A 20,959-nucleotide genomic window follows, 5' to 3' on the forward strand; every position below is an offset into this window, starting at 1 on the left:
TGCCGTCTCTTTGCCGCCTCTCCGCATAAACCGGCCGTTCGCCGGGCGCCGCCACCGGGAGCAGAAGTGAACCCTCCAGCCGCGTTCGTCCCCGCACCGTCCCGTGCGCCTCGTGCACCCCATGCGTCCGGCGCCGCCGACGTGCTCGTCGTCGGATACGGACCGGTCGGCCAGACCCTCGCCCTCCTGCTCGCCCGGCGGGGCCGGCGGGTCACCGTCGTCGAGCGGTGGCCGCGGCCGTATCCGATGCCGCGCGCGGTGGCGTTCGACGGGCCGAGCGCCCGCGTCCTGGCCTCCGCGGGCATCGCCGGCGCCGTCCGCGGGATCGGCGAGCCGTCCCCGGACTACGTGGTGGAGAACGCCGGGGGCGCCGAGCTGCTGCGCGTGTCACTGGCCCCCGAGGGCCCGTACGGCTGGCCGGACTCCACCTCCGTGTACCAGCCGGGGCTGGAGGAGGCGCTCTCCCGGTGCGCCACCGGGCTGCCGGAGCTGCGGGTGCTGCGCGGACACCGGGCCGTGGGCATCGCCGAGCGCGGCGGGGTGGTGGAGCTCGTCGCCGAGGACGTCGGGTCCGGTGAGCACCGGACGCTGACGGCCGGCTGGGTGGTGGGCTGCGACGGCGCCAACAGCTTCGTCCGCGAACAGGGCCTGGGGACGGGGCTCGACGACTCCGGGTTCGCCCTGGACTGGATGGCCTGCGACGTGGTGCCGCACCGGCCGGAGGACTTCCCCCCGCTCAACCTCCAGGTCGCCGACCCGGCGCGGCCCCGGGTGGCGGTCTCCGCCGGCCCGGGGCACCGCCGCTGGGAGTTCATGCGGCTGCCCCACGAGCCGGCCGCGGAGTTCGGCACTGCCGAGAACGCCCGGCGGCTGCTGTCCCTGTTCGGCGTGGACGACAGGAACGCCACCGTGGAACGCCACGCCGTCTACACCTTCGCGGGCCGCAACGCCCGGTGCTGGCGCCGCGGCCGGATCCTCCTCGCGGGCGACGCCGCCCACCAGATGCCCCCCTTCGCCGGCCAGGGGATGTGCTCGGGCATCCGGGACGCGGCGAACCTGGCCTGGAAGCTCGACCTGGTGCTGGCGGGGGCCGCCGGCGAGGACCTGCTCGACACCTACGAGCGGGAGCGGCGCCCGCACGTCCAGCAGGTCATCGACATGTCCGTCGGCCTGGGCCGCCTCATCTGCGAGACCGATCCGGCCGCGGCCGCCGGGCGCGATGCGGCGATGCTCCGCGACCGGGCCCGCGACGGCGCCGGCCGCCCCCGCCCCGACGTCCTCACCGGCGGCTTCCTGCACCGGGGCACGGCCGCCGCGCCGCAGGGCCCGGCCGGTGTGCTGCTGCCGCAGGCGACGGTCGCGCACGCCACCGCCTCCGGCCCCTTCGACGAGATCGCCGGGACGGGGGGCTTCACGCTGCTCACCCTGGACGACCCGGGGCGGGCGGCGCACGACGGCGGCACCCGCACGGCGCCGGACCCGCTGGGCGTCCGCCCGGTGCGGCTCCTGCCGCCCGGCACCCCGCGCGGGCACGCGACGGGCGGCGCCGTGGTCGACACCGAGGGCGTCTACCACGCCTGGCTGGCGGCGCTGGGGGCCCGTACGGTCCTGGTGCGCCCCGACTTCTACGTCTACGGCGCCGCCCGGGACCGGGCGGGGACCGCGGCGCTGCTGCGCGCGGCGGCCGGCGGGCTGGGCGGTCGCCCGGCGGCCGCCGCCCGGCCCGCCACCGGCGCTCAGCGGTAGCGGCGGCCCTCGTCGCGGCGGTAGGCGAAGACGGCGAGGGCGCCCATGGCCGCCGTCCACACCACCAGGGTCACGACCGGGAGGGGGCGGACCTCGAAGTCCCCCACCGCGGCCCACATCAGCTCGACCGCGCCCCGGCTGGGCACGTACGGGGCGATGGCCTTGACGAAGCCGGGCGCGGCGTCGGGGGCCGACAGCAGTCCGCCGGCGAAGGCCAGGGGGAAGAACACGATCTGCACGACCGCCAGCGCCGCCTTGGTCGACAGCAGATAGCCGATCGACAGGCCCATCAGCATGAACGGGACCGTGGCGACGACCAGGACGACCAGGGCGGTGAGGAATCCGCCGACGGTGACGGACGCCTCGGTGAACACCGCGGCGATGACGACGACGGGCACCATCGACAGCAGCATCATCACCAGCCCGGTGAGGATGCGTCCGGCGAACGTCGGGAGCAGGCCGACGGGCAGGGTGCGGGTGTAGGGGTCCCACGGCTGGGCCCGGTCCTCGGCGACGCCGACGCCGTGCCCGAAGAGGTTGCTGATGATGGCGGCGAAGACGACCATCGACGCGGTCGCGTAGGCGGCGCCCGCCGGGTCGTCCCCGGCCGCCGGCACCACGAAGAAGATCATCGAGGCGGCGGGGAAGAAGGCCGAGCCGATCAGCGCGATCGGGATGCGGACGGTCCGCAGGAGCTGGTAGCGGGTGTGCACGAGGGTCATGGCCATGGTCACGGGGGGCTCCTCAGGATCCGGCGATGGTCAGAAAGGCCTCTTCGAGCGAGGTCGGCCGGACCTCCAGGCCGGAGAAGTCCACCCCCCGGGTCACCAGTTCCCGCACCAGCCGGTCGGGGTCGGTGGTCATCAGATGGACGCGGCCGTCCTCGCGGCGCTCGCTCACCACCCCGGGCAGCCGCGGCAGTTCGCCCGCCACCAGGCTGACCCGGTGCACGTCGACCAGCCCGCGGATCGCCGCGACGGTGTCGTCGGCCAGCACCCGGCCCCCGCCCAGCACCACCACGCGCTCGGCCAGCGCCTCGACCTCCTCCAGGTAGTGGCTGGTCAGCAGGACGGTGCCGCCGCCGGCGTGGAACTCGGCCACCCGGTCCCACAGCGCCTTGCGCGCCTCCACGTCCAGACCGGTCGTCGGCTCGTCCAGGAACACCAGGCGCGGACGGCCCACGAAGGCCAGCGCCACCGCCAGGCGGCGCTTCTCGCCGCCCGACAGACCGCCGGTCTGCCGGCGTGCCAGAGGGGTCAGGCCGAACCGGTCCAGCAGCTCGCCGCGGTCGACCGGGTCCGGGTAGTGGGCGGCCACGAAGTCGACGACCTCGGTCACCCGCAGGGTCTCCGGCAGCCCGGTCTCCTGCGGGGTGACGCCGATCCGCAGCCGGTTCTCCGGGCGGCGCGGGTCGCCGCCGAACAGCTCGCAGCGGCCCGAGGTCACCTGCCTCAGCCCGGTCAGCAGGTTGACCAGCGTGGACTTGCCGGCCCCGTTGGGGCCCAGCAGGCCCAGCAGTTCGCCCTCGCGGATCTCGAAGTCCACGGAGTCCAGGGCGGTGTGGCCGGCGTAGCGGCGGGTGACGCCGACGGCGCGGGCCACCACCGCCGGTTCCGCCGCCGGGGAGGTGCGGTCCGGGGCGGCCAGGGGGGCCTGGGGCATGTTCGCTCCTTACGGTGCTGCGTTGGCGGGAGGGCGGGGCGGCGGCGGACCGGTGCGGCCGGGGCCGGGGAAGGCCCGGACGAGCCGGGCGTACGTCTGGAGCTCCTCGACCAGGTTCAGCCCCAGACGGTTGTGGAACATGTGGACGTGCGAGAACACCACGCGGCCCGGATGCGTGGAGGTGCCGCGCAGTACGTCCCGCGCGTGCGCGGCGAGCGCCCGGTGCCAGCCGGCGAAGGGGCCGTGGTCGGCCGGGGGCGCCTGCGTACGGCCCGCCCCGGCGCCCCCGGCCGCGCCGTCGCGGCCGATGCCGCACAGCCGGTCGAGCTGCTCCTCGCCGTAGCCGAAGCCGGTGCCCCACTCCCGCCAGATCCGGTAGGCGTGCGCGTAGTAGGCGGCCTGGTCCGCGCCGTCGCCCAGGGCGGCGGCGGCCGCCATGGTGGCCCGCAGCCCGGCGAGCACCCGGGCGCGCTGGTCGGGCAGACGCGGCAGCAGACGGACGGTCAGTTCGCTGGAGAGCTGGAACAGCCGCTCCGCGGCGGGCATCAGGGCCGGACCGCCGTACCGCTCGTACTCGGGCTCGTAGGAGCGGCGGTGCACGCCCGGCGGGGTCAGGTCCTCGACGGGCGTGCCGGCCTCCAGCTCCCCGGCCGCCGCGAGCCGTTCGGCCTCGCGCCGGTAGCCCCCGGGATCCACCGGCTCCTCGTCCGGGGCGAGCCTCCCGGCGCTCTCCAGCCGCTCGCGCAGCAGCCGTTCGGTCCGCTCGTACGCCGCGTCGTCCAGATCGCCCACGCGCAGCCGCAGATGGGGCCCGCCCTGCCAGTAGCGGATGAAGAACCAGGGCCGCTGTGGCGCGGCCTCGGCCACCGTCGGCCGGATCACGTCCTCGATCACGCGGTCGTGCAGCGACCGCGCGGTGGAGCCCAGATGCAGGTGCCAGGCGTGCCAGCGGGCGGCGGCGCCCGGGCCGGAGCCGGAGCCGGGCGGGGCGGCGGGGCGCGTCTCGTCGGTCTCGGTCTCGGTCACAGTCTCACGTCCAGCAGGGGTCCGGTGTAGCGGGGCGTTCCGGTGATCACGGAGAAGACGACCATCTCGTCGGGGCCGAGGCCGAGGACCTCACGGGTGGGCACCTCCTCGAACGCCCTCACCGGGCGGGCGTAGAGGCCGTGTGCCGAGGCGGCCAGGCACAGGCCCTGGGCGGCCCACCCGGCGGCGTACTGCGCGGCGCACCAGCCGCCGGGACCGAACCGCTCCATCACCTCGCGCGGCCGCATCGAGAGGAACCAGATCATCGGCGCGTGCCGTACGTCGCAGCCGTTGCCCGGGGCCAGGGGGTAGCCGTAGTGCGCCTCCAGGCGGGCCGCGGCGGCCGGGTCCTCGGAGTACCGCGTCAGCGAGCCGCCGGCGACCCGGTGGACACCGTCGGCGCAGCCGTCGACCCCCTGCACCACGGCGGTGACGCGGAGGTGGTCGTGGACGGCGCGCAGCGTCCCGCCGGGCGGCGGGAGGGACAGCCACTCCACGGCGTCGCGCAGGGCGGCGGCGGGCAGCCGCCGCCGTCTGCCGTTCATCCCGTACAGGCCGCGCGGCATCCGCCCCGAGGTGCGGCGCCACAGCAACTCGGCCCAGGACAGCGCCTGTCCGCCCGTGGCCGAGGGGATCGCGGAGCCCAGCGGCGCGGGCGGCTCGCGGAAGTCCTGGGCGCGGTTGACGGCGAGGGCCTCGGCCAGCGCGGGGTCGGGGCCGGCAGCCCCGGTGCCGGTCTCGGTGCCGGGACCGGTTTCGGGACCGGGGTCGGGGCCGGGGCCGGGACCGGTGCCGGTTTCGGGGCCGGAGCCCTCCGCGTCCAGCTCGACGGTGAGCGGCAGCGACCACTGCCACGCCGGGGCCAGGCCGAGCGCGCCGAGGCCGGCCTCGGCGGACGCGCCCGGCAGCCGCAGCCGGCCCGGCAGCCCGAAGAGTTCCAGGGCCAGGCACAGCATGCGCAGGTTGACGCCGAGTTCGAGGTGGACCAGCGAGCCGCGGAACCACTTGTAGACGGGCGGCAGCCGGGTGTACCGGCCGGCCAGCGCGATCTCACGCCCGGCGCCGGGTCGGCCCGTACCGGCCCCCGCCGCGGGCAGGCCGGCCAGCGCGTGCCGGTAGACGTCCAGAGCCCCCCACCGTCCCCGCTCGCCGACGAGGACCTGCACGGGGAACCTGCTGCGCACCGACGGATAGCCGCGGTGGTCGTTGAACGGGTTCTCCGGTTCGCGGCGCTGCACCCCGAAGGCGGCGGCCAGCGCGTGGCCCAGCCGGTCGGCGCCCGGCTCCCCGGCGAACCGGCCCCGGGGGAAGGGGAGTTCCTCCAGCAGGTCGACGGTGCCGTGCGGCAGCGCGGTCAGCGGCCCGGACCGGGCGGCGTCCGGCAGCCCGGGCACCACCTCGGTCTCCGTCAGCGGGCCGGGCGGCGGTACGGGCGGCTCCGGGCGGTCGGCGCCGTTGCCGTAGGCGAACCACATCAGGTCGCGCGCCATGAAGTCCGCGTCCTCGGGCATCGGGGCGCCGGCGGATTCGCCGCGGGCGGGTGCGGTCTCCATGCGGTCTCCGTGCTGTCGTGGTCGGTGGTGCGGGTGGTCAGGCGGTGCGGCCGGTGCCGCCCGTGCGGGCCTCAGGGGAACGGATGCGGGTCGTAGGGCGGGATCCCGTGCTCACCGGGGGTGCCGGCCAGTGCGGCGGTCAGCCGCGGAAGACCCGCCAGGCGCTGCTGCGCGTGGCCGAAGCACATCGGGAGGATGCCGGGGACGACGGCCTTGACCACGGCGGTGCCCAGATCGGTGTGGTCGCGGGTGGTCTGGTCGACGAGCACGATCCGGTCCAGACCCGCGGCGGCGTACAGCCCCCGCACGTACTCCAGCGCGCCGCGCACATCGCCCGCCGCGGCCCGCTCCAGCCTCTCCGGCCAGCCGGGGAAGGCGTCGCGCAGGGTGGTCCGGGGCCCGCCGAGCACGGCGGTGACCCGCTCCCGCTTCTCCGGCAGCGCGTGGAGCCGGAGATGGTCGTCGAGCACCTCGACCCGCCACGGGTCCTCCAGCATCGCCTCCGCCGCCGAACGGTCCCAGTCCGCCGGGTCGCTGACGATCTGGCCCAGCTCCCACAGCGCGGCGCGCACCACCGACTCCGGGCGTGTACCCGAGCCGGCGGCGGAGAACGTCGCGGGGAAGCCGCCGGTGCGGTTGACCGCCAGCGCCCAGACCACCGGGACCCCGATGTCCTGGGTGGCGACCAGCAGATGGGTCTCGAAACCGCGGGACTCGATGAGCGCCAGCAGCCGCCGGGAGGCGGGGTCGGTCACCGTGGCCGGATCGATGGAGGGCAGCGGCACGGCGCGGTGCCAGGAGAGCAGGAAGGCGTCGCGCTCGGCGAGTTCGAGCAGCGAGTGCAGGGCCGCCTCCTCCGGGGTGGAGCCGAGCGCGCAGCCGCTGGAGGACTCGTGGAAGAAGTGCCGCCGCGGTGCGGCGCCCTCGGCGCGGGCGGCGTGCCGCGCCAGCCGGTAGCGGTAGTCGTACTGGTAGAAGCCGATGTCGGCCGGGACGAGCCGGGCCTCACCGGTGTCCAGGTCGTGGCCCCACACCCAGTCCATCGGGGTGTCGGCGGAGGAGGGCATCACCCGGCAGTGCGGGTGCGCCAGCTGCTCGGGCGTGTACCGGCCCAGCGTCGCCGGGTCCAGCGCGAGGTCGCGGACGTCCCGGTGGGCCAGCCCGGTGAGCACCGGGCTTTCGTGCGGGAAGCCGGCCAGCCGCTCGTACGCCTCCAGCACCGCGACGGACTCGGCCTCGCCGAAGGTGAACGCCCGCCCGTAGCCCATGGACAGGGAGTCGGGCACGGCCGCCGCGCTCATGGCGAACGGGGCCAGGGACTGCCGCAGCACCTCCAGCACCGGCCCGTAGCGGGGGTCGACCAGCTTCTCGCGCAGGGCGCCGGGGCGCAGCAGACGGCTGCCGCCGGTGCCCCGGGTGGGGTCCTGCGGGGAGGCGGGGCGGCTGCGCAGCACCAGCGGTTCGGGCGGAACCGGCGGGAGGGGGGCGGGCAGGGGCGCGGAGGCGGCGGCCCGGGCGGCCGGGGCCGGGGCGCACACCGGGCAGTCGAAGCTGCGCGGCACCCGGCGGCGGCGGACCGCGTGCCGCCCGACGGCGTACAGCTCGCCGGGGCGCAGCGGGTGCCCGGCCAGGTGCTCCAGCGCGGTGGCGAGCATCGGCAGCAGCAGCGGGCGGCGGGGCGCCGGGCGGGAGCAGGGTTCGGCGAGGTTCTCCACCAGCGGATGGGACACGGCCACCCGGGCCCGCACCTCGGCACAGCCCGCGCAGCCCGCGTCGGTGTCCGGCACCCAGCGCGGCCCGACGACCACCTCGTCGTCGTAGACCCGCACCGACAGGTGTTCGGTGCGGCGGTCGGCGGCGCGGCGCCAGTGCCCGCGTTCCCGGGACAGGTCCCAGCCACGGCCCAGCGAGATCCCGCCGGAGGCCGTGCGGGCCAGCGGTTCGAGCGCCTCGTGCCATGCGCCGTCGAGGCCGTCGAAGCGGTCGGGGCGGTCGGGGCGGTCGGGGCCGTCGGGACGCTCAGACATCGGACCCCTCCCTCCCGGCCGGGTGCGCGCGGACCGGCCCGTACCACACCGGGAGCTCGCCCAGCACGGGATCGGCGCGGTGGCAGACGCCCAGGTAGCGCACTCCCGCGGCGGCGGCGTACGCGGCGACCTGCTCGCGCAGCAGGGCGACCGCCTCGGCGCCGGCGAGGGCCAGGGCGTCCGTGCGCACGCCCGGGGACGCCCCCGCGGCCGCGTCCGCGCCCCGCAGACGGCGCACCTGGACGCGGGCCAGGACGGTGCCCAGTGCCGCCCGCGCGGCCCCGGCGCCGTCCGGGCCCCAGGCCAGCGCCGGCGGCTCCCCGCTCCCGGTGATCTCCGCGCGGCACAGCCGCCAGTCCAGGCCGGGGACGTGCAGCAGCCGCACGCGGACGTCCGCGGGCCCGTGCTCCGCCAGGCCGTGCAGGATCCGGGCGGTCTCCGGATCCCGCCTCCACTCCTGCTCCTGCTCCTGCCCCTGTTGCTGTTGCTGTTCCGTCTCGTGCCCCGCCGCGGCGGGAGGGGCCGGGGGACGGGCGTCGGCCGCGAGCAGCCGCAGCGCCCCGTCGAGGAGCCAGCGCTCCTCGGTCAGGCCCGCGGCGGACACGGCCCCCGGCTGCGCGGGCGCCAGCCCGCGCAGCGCCTCCAGGCCGGTGGCGACGGTCGCGGTCCGCTGGTCGTGCGCCCAGGCGACGACACGGCCGGTGCGTCCGGCGCGGTACTCCGCCTCCCGCAGCGCGAGCGGCATCTGCGGCAGGTCGTCGCCGGCGGTGAGGGCGAACAGCCCGGTCCAGGGCGTCGCGACGGCGGTGACGGACCGCACCGCGTCCTGCGGTTCCGGCGCGTCGGCGGGCGCGGCGTCCGCCAGCGCGCGCGGCGGGCGCACGGGATCGGCGGGCGACGGGACGAGCACCCGCTCGGCCGCCACCTCCGCGCCGTGCAGCACATGGGCCTCGCCGGGGGTCGCGCCCTCGGTCAGGGCCTCGAACAGCGCCTGGCCGGCGAGCGCCCCGGCCAGCGCGTCCGCGGCGGGCCGGGCGGCAGGCTCCCCGCCCCCCGGCTGTGACTTCCCACCCGCCACCCACGCCTGGGCCCGGACGTCCAGCGCGGGCCACACACCGCGCGCGGCCCGGTCGCGGACGGCCGGGCCGGCCAGCACCAGCGGCCCGGCCGTCCGGACCGCCACCACCGGCACCCCGTCCGGCAGCCAGTCCGGCAGCCAGTCCGCCCCGGACTCCCCGCCCGGGGCGGACCCGCTCTCCTCCCGGTGGTACAGCACGGCGTCGGCCTCCCCGGCCGCGCTCCCCGGCTCCGCCGGGGAGCCGGGCAGCACCTCGGCGCCCAGCCGCAGCGCGGTCGCGGCGACGGCGTCCGGGTCGGGCGAGGCCAGCACCAGCCGCCGGGCGCCGGCCCGGGCCAGGCCGCGGGCGGCGGGCAGCACGACGGCCGGCGGCCCGCACAGCAGGATCCGCGCGTCGCGGAAGCGCTCGAAGAGGGCGTACGGGTCGTCGGAGACCGACTCCAGCCAGGCCAGCGCCTCGGGGTGGCGCTCGCGCACCTCCCGCGGCGGCTCGGGCACGGTCAGGGCGCCCAGGTCCAGCAGCATGCCGTGCCCGCGCAGCCCGTCGGCCAGTTTCCGCACCACGGGGCGGGCGCGCTCCGAGCCCAGGGCGGCGACCAGCTCGTCCTCGGTGACGCCGTCCTCCAGCAGGGGGACGCACACGTCGACGACCTTGAACAGCGCCTCCGGGCCCCGCATGGCGAACTGCGTGCCCGCCCCGCTGAGGTACACCCCGCCCGGTACCGGCGCGTAGTGGAGGTACGGCCGGGCCTTCATCCTCATTCGGTCTTCCCTCCGTACTGGAACGGTCCGCCGGGAGCGCGGCCGATCTCGACGACCCACTCGGCGGCGTGCTCCCCGTCGGAGACGCCGGGCAGCGCCTCCTCCACGTAGCCGGCGCTGCGGCGCTCCATCAGCCGGGGCAGCACCCGGACGTTCAGGGCGGCGGCGAGATCGACGTACTGCGGCTTCTGGCGGCGGCGGTGGTCGCGCACGTCCTCGCCCGACTCGTTGGCGGCCTGCCGGTAGCCGTCGTCGAACGGCGTCTTGAGCACGACCTCCTCGGGCACGCCGTGGCGGGCGCGCCAGGCGGCGAGCGCCAGCAGCCGGTCGTGCTCGGCGGGCCCGGCGGCCACGGCGTCGGCCAGTTCCCGGCCGCCGTACCAGCGGCGGCGGGCGAGCACCGCCGAGCCGACCGACAGCCGGGGGCAGCGGTGGGTGCGCCGGTCGTCCCGGCCCGCGGCGGTGTGCCGGCGGCCGACCAGGTCCTCGTACAGCCGCCCGCCGCTCATCAGCCAGCTCGCCAGCCGCACCGGCGGCGGGAACAGCTCGGGGTGACCGGCGCCGAGGGTGAGCACCCGCAGGTCGCGGCCTTCCGCGTCGCGCAGGGTGAGGGTGTCGGTGCCGGGGTCGTGCGCCAGCCGGAGGGGGAGCCAGTCGTCCGGGCGGAGCCCGTCGGCGAGGACCGGGACATGGGCGTTGACGTTGAGCCGGTGCAGACCGAGGTCCTCGGCCACCCGGGCGCCGTCCGCGCCGTACTGCGCGGTCAGCCGGCGCGCGGCGTGGCCGAGCGCGCCCCCGCCGAGTGCCCGGTCGTAGCCGAGGAAGCGGCCGTAGAGCATGCCGTGCCCGGCGTAGGCGTCGTTGAAGACCAGCCGGTCGCGCCAGGGCTGGACCAGGACGCCGTAGGCCAGGTGCCCCTGCCGGAAGCGGTCCGGCAGCCCGGCGGCGAGGTCGGCGGCCTCGGTGGCGGTCAGGGTGAGGTCCTCGCCGCGCTCGGCGGCCCGGTCCAGTTCGGCGCCCAGGGTCTCGGCGACGGACCGGCGCAGGTCCTGCAGCCGGTCCAGGGAGCCGTCGGCGGGTCCGGTGCCCGCCGCGACGGTGCCGTCGTAGTCGCCGCCCCTGCGGTACACCTCGCCGACGAGTTCCGCCGCGTGCTCGACCAGGGACACCTCGGCGCCCGCGCCGAACCGCTCGGTGAACGCGGTGCTCAGCAGGGCCCGTACGTCGTGCATCCGGTCGAAGACGGACAGCAGCCCGACCCCGGCGGCCAGATCGTCCAGCCGGGAGCGCCAGGCGGCGGTGGCGATCCGGGCGGGCGGCAGGACGTAGTCCTCCTCCACCAGGATCCGGGCGGGGCGGTTCGCCGCCAGGCTCAGCCGGTTCAGGGCGGAGTTCAGCCGGGCCAGGTCGTGTTCGCGTTCCGAGGGCGGGGAGTCCGCCAGGGCGGGCAGCCGGGTGCGGATCTCGGCCAGGACGCCGGCCGTGGCCGGCTCCGCGAGGTCGGGCGGGTCCAGCAGGCCCTGGAAGTCGGCGCCGCCGTCCTCGGGGCCCCGGCAGACGCACAGGATTCCGGCGGCCACGGACTTCGCCACCGCCCGCAGCGCCTCCTCGCGGGGGCGGCCGGTCCGGGCGGCCAGGTCCGCCGCCACGGCGGAGGCCCGGCGCGGCCCCAGGGCGGTGGCCTCGACCAGCGGCCGGATGCTGCCGTTCAGGGGGGCCGCCAGGCGCCGCACCCCCTGGTCGGTGCGGCGCAGGAAGTACAGCCTGCCGCCGGCGGGGTCCACGGTCGAGGTGGGCGGCAGCTGCACCCAGGTGTCCGGGGCCAGGTCCTCCCCGGCCGGTTCCAGGCCGCCCAGCACGTAGTCGAGCATCACCCGGTCCAGGCCCACGAAGGCGGTCGCGCCCCCGAAACGCACCTCGCCGGGTGCGACACCGGTCTCGGCGGTCTCGCCGTTCCCGCGGTCCTCGCCGTCCTCGCCGTCCTCATGGGGCAGGGCGAGGCCGACGGCGGTGAAGCGGGACAGCGGGCTGGTGCGGACCATGGCGCGGGTGACGTACTGGAGCAGACCGCGCTCGGTCTTGCGGACCCGGGACGGTATCCGGCCCCCGGCGGCGGCCCTGCGGTAGCGCTCGGCCGATCCGGCCACCTCCGGGGCCACCAGGGCCAGGGAGCGCCGCAGGTCCTCGTCGCCCAGCACCCCGGCCAGCAGGGTCCGTTCGCGGTCCGCGGCCTCCGGGTAGGCCTCGGCCACCCGGGCGCGCAGCCCGTCGCGCCGCTCCCGGGCCTGCCGCCAGCGGGCGACGGCGGCGGGTTCGGGATCGGGTACGGCGCGGGGCCGCCGGTCGTTGTGGATGTCGCGGCGCAGGGCGATGAGCCTGCCGCGCTCGTCGGTGCCGGTGGTGTCGGCGATCAGCTCGTACAGGGCGTCCGAGCAGGCGTCGGCCGCGGCCCGCACCTCCTGTTCGGCGTCCGTCAGCTCCCCCAGGAGGCCGGCGAGGTGCGGGTCGCCCAGGCGGGAGCGGCGCAGCGGGTTGACGCGGAGCATCCACACCGGCTCGGCCGGCGCCGCTTCGGGGAACTCCGGGGCCCCCGTCCCCTCCGCCGCGCTCACCGGGACCCGCCCGCGGCCGGCTGCTCCGCCTGTATCCGGTCCAGCCGTTCCCGCCAGGGGACGCCCAGGACGGTGTCCACGGTCTCGGCGACGGCGTGGCACATGTAGTAGCGGTGCATCGGGGAGACCCCCAGCAGGGGGAGCTGCTGGTAGAAGAGGTTGATGAGCAGGCGGTAGGAGGCGAACCACTCGGGCGGGTCGTCGACGACGCCGGTGGCCCCCACGGTGCGGTGGAACTCGCTGGGTCTGGCCTGCCTGCCGTCGGTCATGCCGGGAGGGCCCATGGTGGCCGCGTCGAACCCGGCGCCCAGCGACTCCAGGCCCTCCAGCGTCAGCGTTCCGCCGGCCACCGCCGAGTCGAAGGCGCCCATGCAGTACGCGAACGCGGTGCGCCAGGCGCCGGCCTGTGGCCCGTATTCACCGGCCAGGGATTTCGCGACTATTTCACGGAGCAGTGGGGCGTCTTTTTCCAGACGCTTGTCGAATGCGGGTCTGGGATCTTTTCTCGGAGCCGCCCAGGACATGAACGCCTCGGAATGTGAACGCAGTGAGAACACTCCGTAAGCGGCGCCGGAATGGTGTGAGGAGATCAGTGCCGCGAATGCCTCGGCCAGTCGCGCGGTGGCCTGTGAACGGTCCCGGGTGATCTCCTCGATCATGTCCGTCAGCGGTTCGCACATCCGGCCCAGCGCGATTTCCCGGAGGCTGTCCAGCGGCTGCGGCCACCGGGCGGCCTCGGCGGCGGGGATCGGCTCGACCGTCCCGTGCGGACGCATCGGCAGATAGGGCGGGGGGACCCGTTCCAGGCGGCCGAACTCGCGTGCCTGCTCCAGGTACTCCTCCTCGGTGAGCGCGCCGGCCGGCGGCTCGGGGCCGGTCTCCAGGAGCCGGCCGACCTCGTCCCAGGGCAGGGGGCGGCCCCGGTCGGCGCGGCCGACGAGTTCCACGTGAGGGCCGTACAGCCAGCCGCGCCGCAGGTAGACGAGGGATGCGCCGTACTCCTGCCGCAGCGCGCGGACGGCGGGCACCACCGTGCCGGCCAGCCACTGCGGAGTCACGGGGGTCCGGGTGTACAGACGGAGACCCGCCACCTGGCCGGTGTCCGCCCCGGTGACGGCTGCTGCACCAACGGTCACGCTCATCCACCTGTTCGCGGTCGAGGGTCCGGCCGCGTCCCGCCCGTCCGTGCGGTGGACGGAATCGCGTGTCCGGGGGTGGTCGGAAAAGAAAGGAAAAACCGAGAGTTCTTCGGCGATCGCGGCGTCTTCGAAGGCCGCGGATTCTGTTTGTGTTCCGTAGAATTTCTGGATCATCTTGCCCGGCCGCTCCGCCCGGGACAATGGGGGCAGAACAGTTGCCTGACATGTGTCACGATTCTGCGTGACATCGATCATGGGAATCCGTGCACGGAGAATCTGCGAGTAAGGTGGCCGCGACTTTGCCGCAGTTCTTCGGCTGGGTCCGCCCGATCACTTCGGCGGGCCGACAGGAGGCAGCATGACCGGTATGTCTGGCCGGCGGTCCACGGGGGACCTGCCGAGCGGCAGCGGGGTGGAGATCTTCGAGGCGCACTACGCCGGCGAGCCCGGCGCCGGCTGGGAGATCGACCGGCCGCAGTCCGCCCTGGTGCGGCTCGCCCGCGAGGGGGCCCTGCGCGGCAGGGTGCTGGACGTCGGATGCGGCAGCGGGGACAACGCCCTGATGATCGCGGAACACGGACTGGAGACCACCGGGGTGGACGCCGCGCCCAGCGGCATCGAACTCGCCCGCCGCAAGGCGCGCGACCGCGGCCTGGACGTCCGCTTCCTGGTCTGGGACGGCCTGGCGCTGTCCGGCCTCGGGGAGCGGTTCGACACCGTCGTCGACGTCGGCTTCTTCCACTGCTTCACACCCGCCGACCGCCCGGCGGTGGCGGCGTCCGTCGGCGCCGTGGTCCCGCCCGGCGGGCGGTACTTCCTGATGTGCTGGAGCGACCGGGAGCCCGGTACCTGGGGCCCCCACCGGATCTCCGAGCGCGACATCACGAGCGCCTTCGCCGACGGCTGGCGCGTCGACTCCCTGGAACCCGCCGACCTGGAGGTCGCCTTCTCCCCGGGCGCCGTACGGGCCTGGCAGGCGGCCATGACACGGCTGTGACGACACGACCGTGACGACACGGCTGTGACGACACGGCTGTGACGACACGACCGCGGCCCGTCCGGGCCGGCACCGGGCAGCACCCCGCTCCACAGCGCAAGCGAAAAGGAACGCATCACCATGACCATCTCCCGAAGAAGCCTGGTCACGGGCGCCGCCGTGCTCGGCACGGCCGCGGCCCTCCCCGCCTCGGGCCAGGCCTGGGCCCGGCCCGAGGCGCCCGGTTCCCCGGCGGAGGGCCCGAGGAGCCCCGGAAAGCCGGGGAAGCCGGGGAAGCCGGTGAAGAAGGGGCCCTCGCCGGCGACGGCGGCCACCGAGCCCTTCACCGTGCCGCTGGCCGTCCCCCGGCCGCTGCGCCCCCTGCGCCTGGCCGGTCACGACTTCTACCGGCTGACGACCGGCGAGAGCGAGGTGGAGCTGCTGCCGGGCGCCACCACCCGGATCCGCGCCTACAACGGGCGGATCAGTCCGCTGATCACGGCCCGCCGCGGCCGCCCGGTACTCATCCGCCAGGTGAACCGGCTGGACGTGCCCTTCGCCATGCACCTGCACGGCGGGCACGTCCCGCAGCGGTACGACGGCCACCCGATGCACCAGGCCGAGCCGGGCGACGTCCGGTACTACCACTACCCGAACGAACAGCGCGCCGCCACGCTGTGGCTGCACGACCACTCACACGGAACCGGCCACGGACACCACCACTCCGACAGCGCCGAGAGCATCTACCGCGGTCTGGCCGCCACCTACCTGCTGACCGACGACTTCGAGGACGAACTGCCCCTGCCCCGGGGCCGCTACGACGTCCCCCTCCAGATCCGCGACGCCAGGTTCGAGGACGACGGCACCCTGCACTACGACCCGCAGGGCTTCATGGACCGCCCGACCTTCCTGGTCAACGGCAGCCCCAGGCCGTACTTCGCGGTCGCGGCCCGCAAGTACCGCCTGCGGCTGATGAACACCTCCAACGACCGCTTCTTCCTGCTGCGGCTGCGGGACGGCACGCCCATGACGCAGATCGCCTCGGACGGCGGTCTGCTGCCGGCCCCGGCCCAGGCGTGGGCGGTGCCGCTGTGGCCCGGCGAGCGCATCGACGTCGTCGTCGACTTCTCGCAGTACCCGGTCGGCTCACAGGTGGTGCTGGAGAGCCTGGCGTCGTTCCCGGGGGAGACACCGGACGTGATGCGCTTCGACGTGGTGCGCGAGGCGCACGACCCCAGCAGCGTGCCCGGCGAGCTGCGCCCCGCGCCCGACCTGGGGACACCGGTGCTGGAGCGGGAGTTCCGCATGCGGTTCGACCCGGAGACCGGGCGGCACCTGATCAACGAGCGGGTGTTCGACATGAACCGGGTCGACTTCCGGTCCCGGCTCGGCGAGACCGAGGCGTGGACGGTCGTCAACGAGGACGTCGAGATGAACATCCCGCACTCGATGCACCCGCACCTGTCGCACTTCCGGATCCTCGACCGCAACGGCCGCCCGCCCGGCCCGGCCGAGGCGGGGCTGAAGGACACCGTCACCGTGGCGCCGGGGGAGACGGTCCGGTTCGCGGTGCGCTTCACCGACCACACCGGGCTGTTCATGTACCACTGCCACATGATGAACCACGTGGCCATGGGGATGATGGGGCAGATGGAAACCGTGCGCTGAGCGGTCGTGTCCGGCTTCCGCGGGCGGGCCGGGCCCCCGGTCAGCGGACCGGGGGCCCGGCCCGGCCTCCGGCCGCGGCGGCCCGGACGAGGAGGGCCGTCGCGGTCCACAGGACCGCGGCACAGGCCAGGCACACCACCGCCCGTGCGGTGTCCACGCCGCCGCCGGCCAGCGCGATCCAGCACCCGGCCAGGCCGGCGCCGATGAGCAGGCCGCCGGTCCACCGGTACACGGGCATCCCGAACAGCGGCGCGAGGGGGAGGAAGTGCGCGCCCACGACGACCGCGATCGCCCCCGGGATCCAGGCCAGGGCCCCGGCGCGGTTCGCGACCACGATCACCGCCACCACGGCCGCCGCCTGGATCAGGTTGATCCCGTGGAAGCGGCGCGCCGCACGCTCGTACGCCGCCTGCTCGCCCACGCCGTTCAGCCGCCGCAGGGCGAGCGTGAACAGCAGCACGCCGACCGCCGGTCCGCCCACCAGGGCGACCGGCTCCGCGAGCCCGCGCAGGGCGGTCGCGCCCGACAGCCACCACACCGTGCCGAAGACCGTCATGACCAGGGCCGCTCCCCGGGTGCCGTCATGGCGCGGGCCGTCATGGCGCGGGCCGTCGTGACGCGGGCCGTCGTGCGCTTGTGTCCTCACGGAAGAACAGCCAACCCGATCACCGTCCCGGTGCGCCAGCCCCGGGACGGAAGACCGGTTCCGGAGGTTGTCTCCAAGCGTCAACTCACCGTTTCCACAACCGGGTTCAGGATTCCGGGCGGGACACCTCCATGTGAAGATCGGGGCTCAAAAAGCCCTTACTCCTTCACAACTCGCCGTTCCTGGCCAAAGATTGGCTCCCAGCCAGTGAAAGGTTCCGGGAGGAAGCACATGAGCAGGCTCTGCTTAGCCGTGGCCGGCTGACGGCCGGGGGCGTGTACCGGTGGCCTCCCGGTGCCGCCGCGGAACCGTCACCACGACGAGAGTGCCGTCGAGAGCATCTACGCGAGTATCTACGAGTCTTCACGCCGGGAAACGGGGATCGGCTCCGGCCGCCGGGGGCCCATGAGGCCCGCGGCGCCGACAGGGCCACACGCTGGTGACTCGTCCACGGGGAGCGCCCGGGCCGCCATCCGGCTCCAGGCGCGTGTCCGGTGACAGCGATCTTCCGTTCCGACCTTTTGGAAGCGTTGCGGGGGAAACCGAATGACCATTCGCATCATGGTCGCCGACGACCATGTTCTTTTCCTGGAGGCACTGGCCGAGGCGCTCGACCGGGTCGAGGACTTCGACGTGGTGGGGGCGGCCTGCGAGAGCGGGGAACTCCTGCCGACGGCCCAGCGGGTCTCGCCGTCCGTCCTCGTGGTCGGCGGAGGGATGAGCGGCCCCGGCGGGCTGTGCCGGGTGGCCGAGCTCACCCGGCGCGTGCCGTCCTGCGGCATCACCCTCATCGTCGTCGAGCCCACCCGCTCCCATGTGACCCGCGCGGTCGAGGCCGGGGTGCTGGGCATCGTCCCCAAGCAGGCCAAACTGCCGAACCTGATCGGCGCCATCCGCGGGGTGGCGGCCGGCTGCGTGACGGTCGACCCCTGCCTGCTGAACGCCCCCGGACCGGGCAACCGCTGTCTGAACGACCGGGAGGTGGAGATCCTGCGGCTGACCGCGACCGGCGCCTCCATCAAGGAGATCGCCCAGGAGCTGTATCTGGCGAGCGGGACGGTCCGCAACCTGACGTCCGCCGCCATCAGGAAGCTGCAGGGCCGCAACCGGTTCGACGCCGCTCGCATAGCACTCGAACGCGGCTGGCTGTGAGGGCTCGGCGGCGTGCGCGCCGCGATCCCCTGGCGTACGGTTGACGGCTGCCCTGAGTACAGCAGAAGGGGGCCGTGCGTTGGGAGCGCAGGAGACAGTGCCGTCGGCGCCGGGGACCGCCGGCGGCGGCAGCGCGGGCGACGGCGGCGGGCACGAGGTGCACGACGGCGTACGGGAGCGGGAGGTCCGCGGGGAGCAGGAGCACCTCGACCGGGTCTACCGGCGCCTGGAGGAGAAGATCCACGAGGCGGAGTTCCTCATGGCGGACGCCGCCAAGCGCGCCCAGGTCGGCACACCGGGAGCGCTCGCCGAGCGGGACGCGCAGGTCTTCCGCGCCGGTGTGCACCTCAACCGGCTCAACAGCGAGTTCGAGGACTTCCTCTTCGGCCGGATCGACCTGCTGCGGGGCAAGGACGGCGAACGCGGACCCGACGGCGCGTACACCTCCGTCGAGCCCGCCGACGACGCCGTGCGCGACGAAGCCGTGAGCGACGGCGGCGCCGGCACCGCAGTCGCGGACATCGCCGAGACCCTGCACATCGGCCGGCTCGGCGTGCTCGACGCCGACTACACCCCGCTGGTCATCGACTGGCGCGCCCCGGCCGCCGCGCCCTTCTACCGGGCCACCCCGGTGGCGCCGGGCCGGGTGGTGCGGCGACGGGTGATCCGCAGCCGCGGCCGCCGCGTGCTGGGCGTGGAGGACGACCTGCTGCGCCCGGAGCTGACGGCGTACCTGGACGGCGGGGAACTGGCCGTGGTCGGCGACGGCGCCCTGATGGCGGCGCTGGGCCGGTCCCGCGGCCACACCATGCGCGACATCGTCGCCTCCATCCAGGCCGAGCAGGACGAGGTGATCCGCGCCCCCGCCGTCTCCGTCACCGAGGTGGAAGGCGGCCCCGGCACGGGCAAGACGGCCGTCGCGCTGCACCGCGCCGCGTACCTGCTCTACCAGGACCGGCGGCGCTACGCCGGAGGCATCCTCGTCGTCAGCCCCACCCCGCTGCTGGTGTCCTACACCGAGGGCGTGCTGCCCTCGCTGGGCGAGGAGGGCCAGGTGGCCGTCCGCGCGCTGGGCTCGCTGGTGGAGGGCGCCGAGGCGAGCGCCCACGACGAGCAGGCCGTCGCCCGCGTCAAGGGCTCCTCCCGCATGGTGCGGGTGCTGCGCAGGGCGGCGCGCGGCGCCCTGGAACTCGGCGCGCCGGGCGCCGGTGGGGTGCCCGGCCGGCTGCGGGTGGTGGCCCTCGGCACCCGCCTGGAGCTGGACGCCGACGACCTGCGCCGGATCCGCGAGCAGGCCCTCGGCGGCACCGCGCCCGTCAACCTGCTGCGCCCGCGCGCCCGGCGGCTGCTGCTGGACGCGCTGTGGCAGCGCTCGGGGGCGGGCCGCCGGTACACCGACCCGGAGCTGGCGGCCGAGGCGCGCCGGGGGTTCGACGAGGACGTCTCCACCGAGACCGACTTCACCGGCTTCCTGGACGCCTGGTGGCCCGAGCTGACCCCGCGCCGCGTACTGGCGGCCATGGCGGACGAGAGGAGACTGTCGCGCTGGGCGCGCCGTGTGCTCCAGACCGGAGAGACGCGGCGGCTGGCGCGCTCGCTGGCCCGGCTGGACGCCGACGGCTCCGGCCCGCTGTCCGTCCACGACGTCGCGCTCCTGGACGAACTGCGGGTCCTGCTCGGCGCCCCTGCCCGCCCCCGCGGGCGGCGGGAGATGGACCCGCTGGACCAGCTCACCGGCCTGGAGGAACTGAGCACCTACGCCGACCGCCTCGCCGGCCGCACCGGCCGCGCCGCCCGTGCCGAGCGCCGGGAGGAAGAGGAGCGCACCGACTACGCGCACGTCATCGTCGACGAGGCGCAGGACCTCACGCCGATGCAGTGGCGGATGGTGGGCCGGCGCGGCCGCCGGGCGACGTGGACGGTGGTCGGCGACCCGGCGCAGAGCTCCTGGTCGGACCAGGAGGAGGCCGCCGCCGCCCGCGACGAGGCGCTGGGCGCCCGTCCGCGCCGCCGCTTCGAGCTGACGGTCAACTACCGCAACCCGGCCGAGATCGCCGAGCTGTCCGCCCGGGTGCTGGCCCTGGCCATGCCGGGGGTGCGCCCGCCTCGCGCGGTCCGCGCCACGGGCCTGGTGCCGCGCTTCACCACGGTGACGGACGGCCCGGACGGGGCGGTGGGCCGGGCGGTCCGCGCGGAGGCCGAGCGGCTGCTGGCGGAGGTGGAGGGCACCGTCGGCGTCGTGGTGGCGATGGGCCGCCGCGAGCAGGCCCGCGCCTGGCTGGCCGGACTCGGCGACCGGGTGGTGCCGCTGGGCAGCCTGGAGGCCAAGGGCCTGGAGTACGACGCGACGCTCGTGGTCTCGCCCGCGGAGATCGCCGACGAGTCCCCGGCGGGCCTGCGGGTGCTGTACGTGGCGCTGACCCGGGCCACACAGCGGCTGACGGTCCTGTCGCGGGAGAAGGACCTGCCGGACGCGGAGGGGGTCCCCGACCTGCTGCGGGAGTGAGGCCCACGGGTTTTTCCGATCGCCGCGGCCGAACGGAATCACCGTCGCCGATCGTTTGTTAGCCTGACTGTGGCACCGGCCCGATCCAAGCCCCCGGGCCCAACCTTCGTCGCTTCGAGCGACCACTTGCCGCGAGGCGAGCATGGCGGGTCGGTGTCACAGACGTGGATCCGAGGGGTCCGCACCGCCGGAAGGCGGTGCGGACCCCTCGTCCGTACGCCCCCGGCGTGCGGCGTGTGTGTTGTGCGACACGGCGGACCGCGCCGCGCGCTCCACGGCGCACGGTCCCCGGCGGGAGCCGCTCCCACGGCCTCCGGAACCGGTTACCTGCTACCGGTCGGTAGGTGCGACGATCGGGTGACGCGGTCCGGCGAGGAGGCCGGATGCGCGGCACAGCATCACGGAA

The 20,959-nt window shown here is 75.6% G+C and carries 14 protein-coding genes; 5 read left to right on the top strand and 9 right to left on the bottom strand.

All coding sequences use genetic code 11. The annotated features are described in order from the left end of the window. The first annotated feature begins 66 nt into the window (after positions 1 to 66). Positions 67 to 1,746 (top strand): bifunctional 3-(3-hydroxy-phenyl)propionate/3-hydroxycinnamic acid hydroxylase MhpA, encoded by a 1,680-nt coding sequence (gene mhpA, locus CUT83_RS04825; protein WP_101254616.1) that lies wholly within the window; start codon positions 67 to 69, stop codon positions 1,744 to 1,746. Here mhpA and CUT83_RS04830 read toward each other — a convergent pair. The 8 genes from CUT83_RS04830 to CUT83_RS04865 all read right to left on the bottom strand — a co-directional run bounded on the left by CUT83_RS04830 (position 1,737) and on the right by CUT83_RS04865 (position 13,608). Then, positions 1,737 to 2,474 (bottom strand): ABC transporter permease, encoded by a 738-nt coding sequence (locus CUT83_RS04830; protein ID WP_101254737.1) that lies wholly within the window; start codon positions 2,472 to 2,474, stop codon positions 1,737 to 1,739. The genes mhpA and CUT83_RS04830 overlap by 10 nt on opposite strands. A gap of 16 nt (positions 2,475 to 2,490) precedes the next feature. After that, positions 2,491 to 3,408, bottom strand: a complete 918-nt coding sequence (locus CUT83_RS04835) for an ABC transporter ATP-binding protein (RefSeq protein ID WP_101254617.1) — start codon at positions 3,406 to 3,408, stop codon at positions 2,491 to 2,493. 9 nt (positions 3,409 to 3,417) lie between these two features. Beyond that, positions 3,418 to 4,434, bottom strand: coding sequence for a thiopeptide-type bacteriocin biosynthesis protein (locus CUT83_RS04840; RefSeq protein ID WP_101254618.1), 1,017 nt, complete (start codon positions 4,432 to 4,434; stop codon positions 3,418 to 3,420). Beyond that, positions 4,431 to 5,987 (bottom strand): hypothetical protein, encoded by a 1,557-nt coding sequence (locus CUT83_RS04845; protein WP_101254619.1) that lies wholly within the window; start codon positions 5,985 to 5,987, stop codon positions 4,431 to 4,433. Before CUT83_RS04845 ends, CUT83_RS04840 begins: the two co-directional genes overlap by 4 nt. A 71-nt stretch (positions 5,988 to 6,058) precedes the next feature. Then, the gene (locus tag CUT83_RS04850; RefSeq protein WP_101254620.1) at positions 6,059 to 8,014 is read right to left on the bottom strand and encodes a TOMM precursor leader peptide-binding protein; all 1,956 of its coding nucleotides are present in this window, start codon (positions 8,012 to 8,014) and stop codon (positions 6,059 to 6,061) included. Continuing rightward, the gene (locus tag CUT83_RS04855) at positions 8,007 to 9,854 is read right to left on the bottom strand and encodes a hypothetical protein (protein WP_241524769.1); all 1,848 of its coding nucleotides are present in this window, start codon (positions 9,852 to 9,854) and stop codon (positions 8,007 to 8,009) included. Before CUT83_RS04855 ends, CUT83_RS04850 begins: the two co-directional genes overlap by 8 nt. Continuing rightward, positions 9,851 to 12,466 carry a lantibiotic dehydratase family protein gene (locus CUT83_RS04860; RefSeq protein WP_240957687.1) on the bottom strand — a complete coding sequence of 872 codons (2,616 nt, stop codon included), beginning with the start codon at positions 12,464 to 12,466 and terminating at the stop codon, positions 9,851 to 9,853. The genes CUT83_RS04855 and CUT83_RS04860 overlap by 4 nt, the downstream gene beginning before the upstream one ends. Then, positions 12,463 to 13,608, bottom strand: a complete 1,146-nt coding sequence (locus CUT83_RS04865; RefSeq protein WP_420882394.1) for a hypothetical protein — start codon at positions 13,606 to 13,608, stop codon at positions 12,463 to 12,465. Before CUT83_RS04865 ends, CUT83_RS04860 begins: the two co-directional genes overlap by 4 nt. Positions 13,609 to 13,963: 355 nt before the next feature. Here CUT83_RS04865 and CUT83_RS04870 point away from each other — a divergent pair, with 355 nt between their 5' ends. Both CUT83_RS04870 and CUT83_RS04875 read left to right on the top strand, forming a co-directional pair. Continuing rightward, the gene (locus CUT83_RS04870) at positions 13,964 to 14,602 is read left to right on the top strand and encodes a class I SAM-dependent methyltransferase (protein WP_206282585.1); all 639 of its coding nucleotides are present in this window, start codon (positions 13,964 to 13,966) and stop codon (positions 14,600 to 14,602) included. Between the two features lie 120 nt (positions 14,603 to 14,722). Continuing rightward, the gene (locus tag CUT83_RS04875) at positions 14,723 to 16,249 is read left to right on the top strand and encodes a multicopper oxidase family protein (RefSeq protein ID WP_194074696.1); all 1,527 of its coding nucleotides are present in this window, start codon (positions 14,723 to 14,725) and stop codon (positions 16,247 to 16,249) included. 40 nt (positions 16,250 to 16,289) lie between these two features. On the opposite strand, the gene CUT83_RS04880 is transcribed toward CUT83_RS04875, so the two are convergent. After that, positions 16,290 to 16,895 carry a hypothetical protein gene (locus tag CUT83_RS04880; RefSeq protein ID WP_143688494.1) on the bottom strand — a complete coding sequence of 202 codons (606 nt, stop codon included), beginning with the start codon at positions 16,893 to 16,895 and terminating at the stop codon, positions 16,290 to 16,292. A 546-nt stretch (positions 16,896 to 17,441) separates the two neighbouring features. Here CUT83_RS04880 and CUT83_RS04885 point away from each other — a divergent pair. Together CUT83_RS04885 and CUT83_RS04890 are read left to right on the top strand one after the other, a co-directional pair. Then, positions 17,442 to 18,047: a response regulator transcription factor gene (locus CUT83_RS04885; RefSeq protein WP_101254623.1), complete on the top strand. Its 606-nt coding sequence runs from the start codon at positions 17,442 to 17,444 to the stop codon at positions 18,045 to 18,047. Positions 18,048 to 18,204: 157 nt separating this feature from the next. Then, complete coding sequence (locus tag CUT83_RS04890; RefSeq protein ID WP_240957709.1) at positions 18,205 to 20,553, top strand: HelD family protein; 2,349 nt, start codon at positions 18,205 to 18,207, stop codon at positions 20,551 to 20,553. The last annotated feature ends 406 nt before the right edge of the window (positions 20,554 to 20,959 follow it).

The organism is Streptomyces barkulensis (genome assembly GCF_002843305.1).
Classification (GTDB): domain Bacteria; phylum Actinomycetota; class Actinomycetes; order Streptomycetales; family Streptomycetaceae; genus Streptomyces; species Streptomyces barkulensis.

Excerpts from the sequence above, each read along its gene's own strand:
- CUT83_RS04830 (WP_101254737.1), bottom strand. The coding sequence starts at position 2,474 with ATGGCCATGACCCTCGTGCACACCCGCTACCAGCTCCTGCGGACCGTC.
- CUT83_RS04835 (WP_101254617.1), bottom strand. The coding sequence starts at position 3,408 with ATGCCCCAGGCCCCCCTGGCCGCCCCGGACCGCACCTCCCCGGCGGCG.
- CUT83_RS04845 (WP_101254619.1), bottom strand. The coding sequence starts at position 5,987 with ATGGAGACCGCACCCGCCCGCGGCGAATCCGCCGGCGCCCCGATGCCC.
- CUT83_RS04850 (WP_101254620.1), bottom strand. The coding sequence starts at position 8,014 with ATGTCTGAGCGTCCCGACGGCCCCGACCGCCCCGACCGCCCCGACCGC.
- CUT83_RS04855 (WP_241524769.1), bottom strand. The coding sequence starts at position 9,854 with ATGAGGATGAAGGCCCGGCCGTACCTCCACTACGCGCCGGTACCGGGC.
- CUT83_RS04865 (WP_420882394.1), bottom strand. The coding sequence starts at position 13,608 with ATGAGCGTGACCGTTGGTGCAGCAGCCGTCACCGGGGCGGACACCGGC.
- CUT83_RS04870 (WP_206282585.1), top strand. The coding sequence starts at position 13,964 with ATGACCGGTATGTCTGGCCGGCGGTCCACGGGGGACCTGCCGAGCGGC.
- CUT83_RS04875 (WP_194074696.1), top strand. The coding sequence starts at position 14,723 with ATGACCATCTCCCGAAGAAGCCTGGTCACGGGCGCCGCCGTGCTCGGC.
- CUT83_RS04885 (WP_101254623.1), top strand. The coding sequence starts at position 17,442 with ATGACCATTCGCATCATGGTCGCCGACGACCATGTTCTTTTCCTGGAG.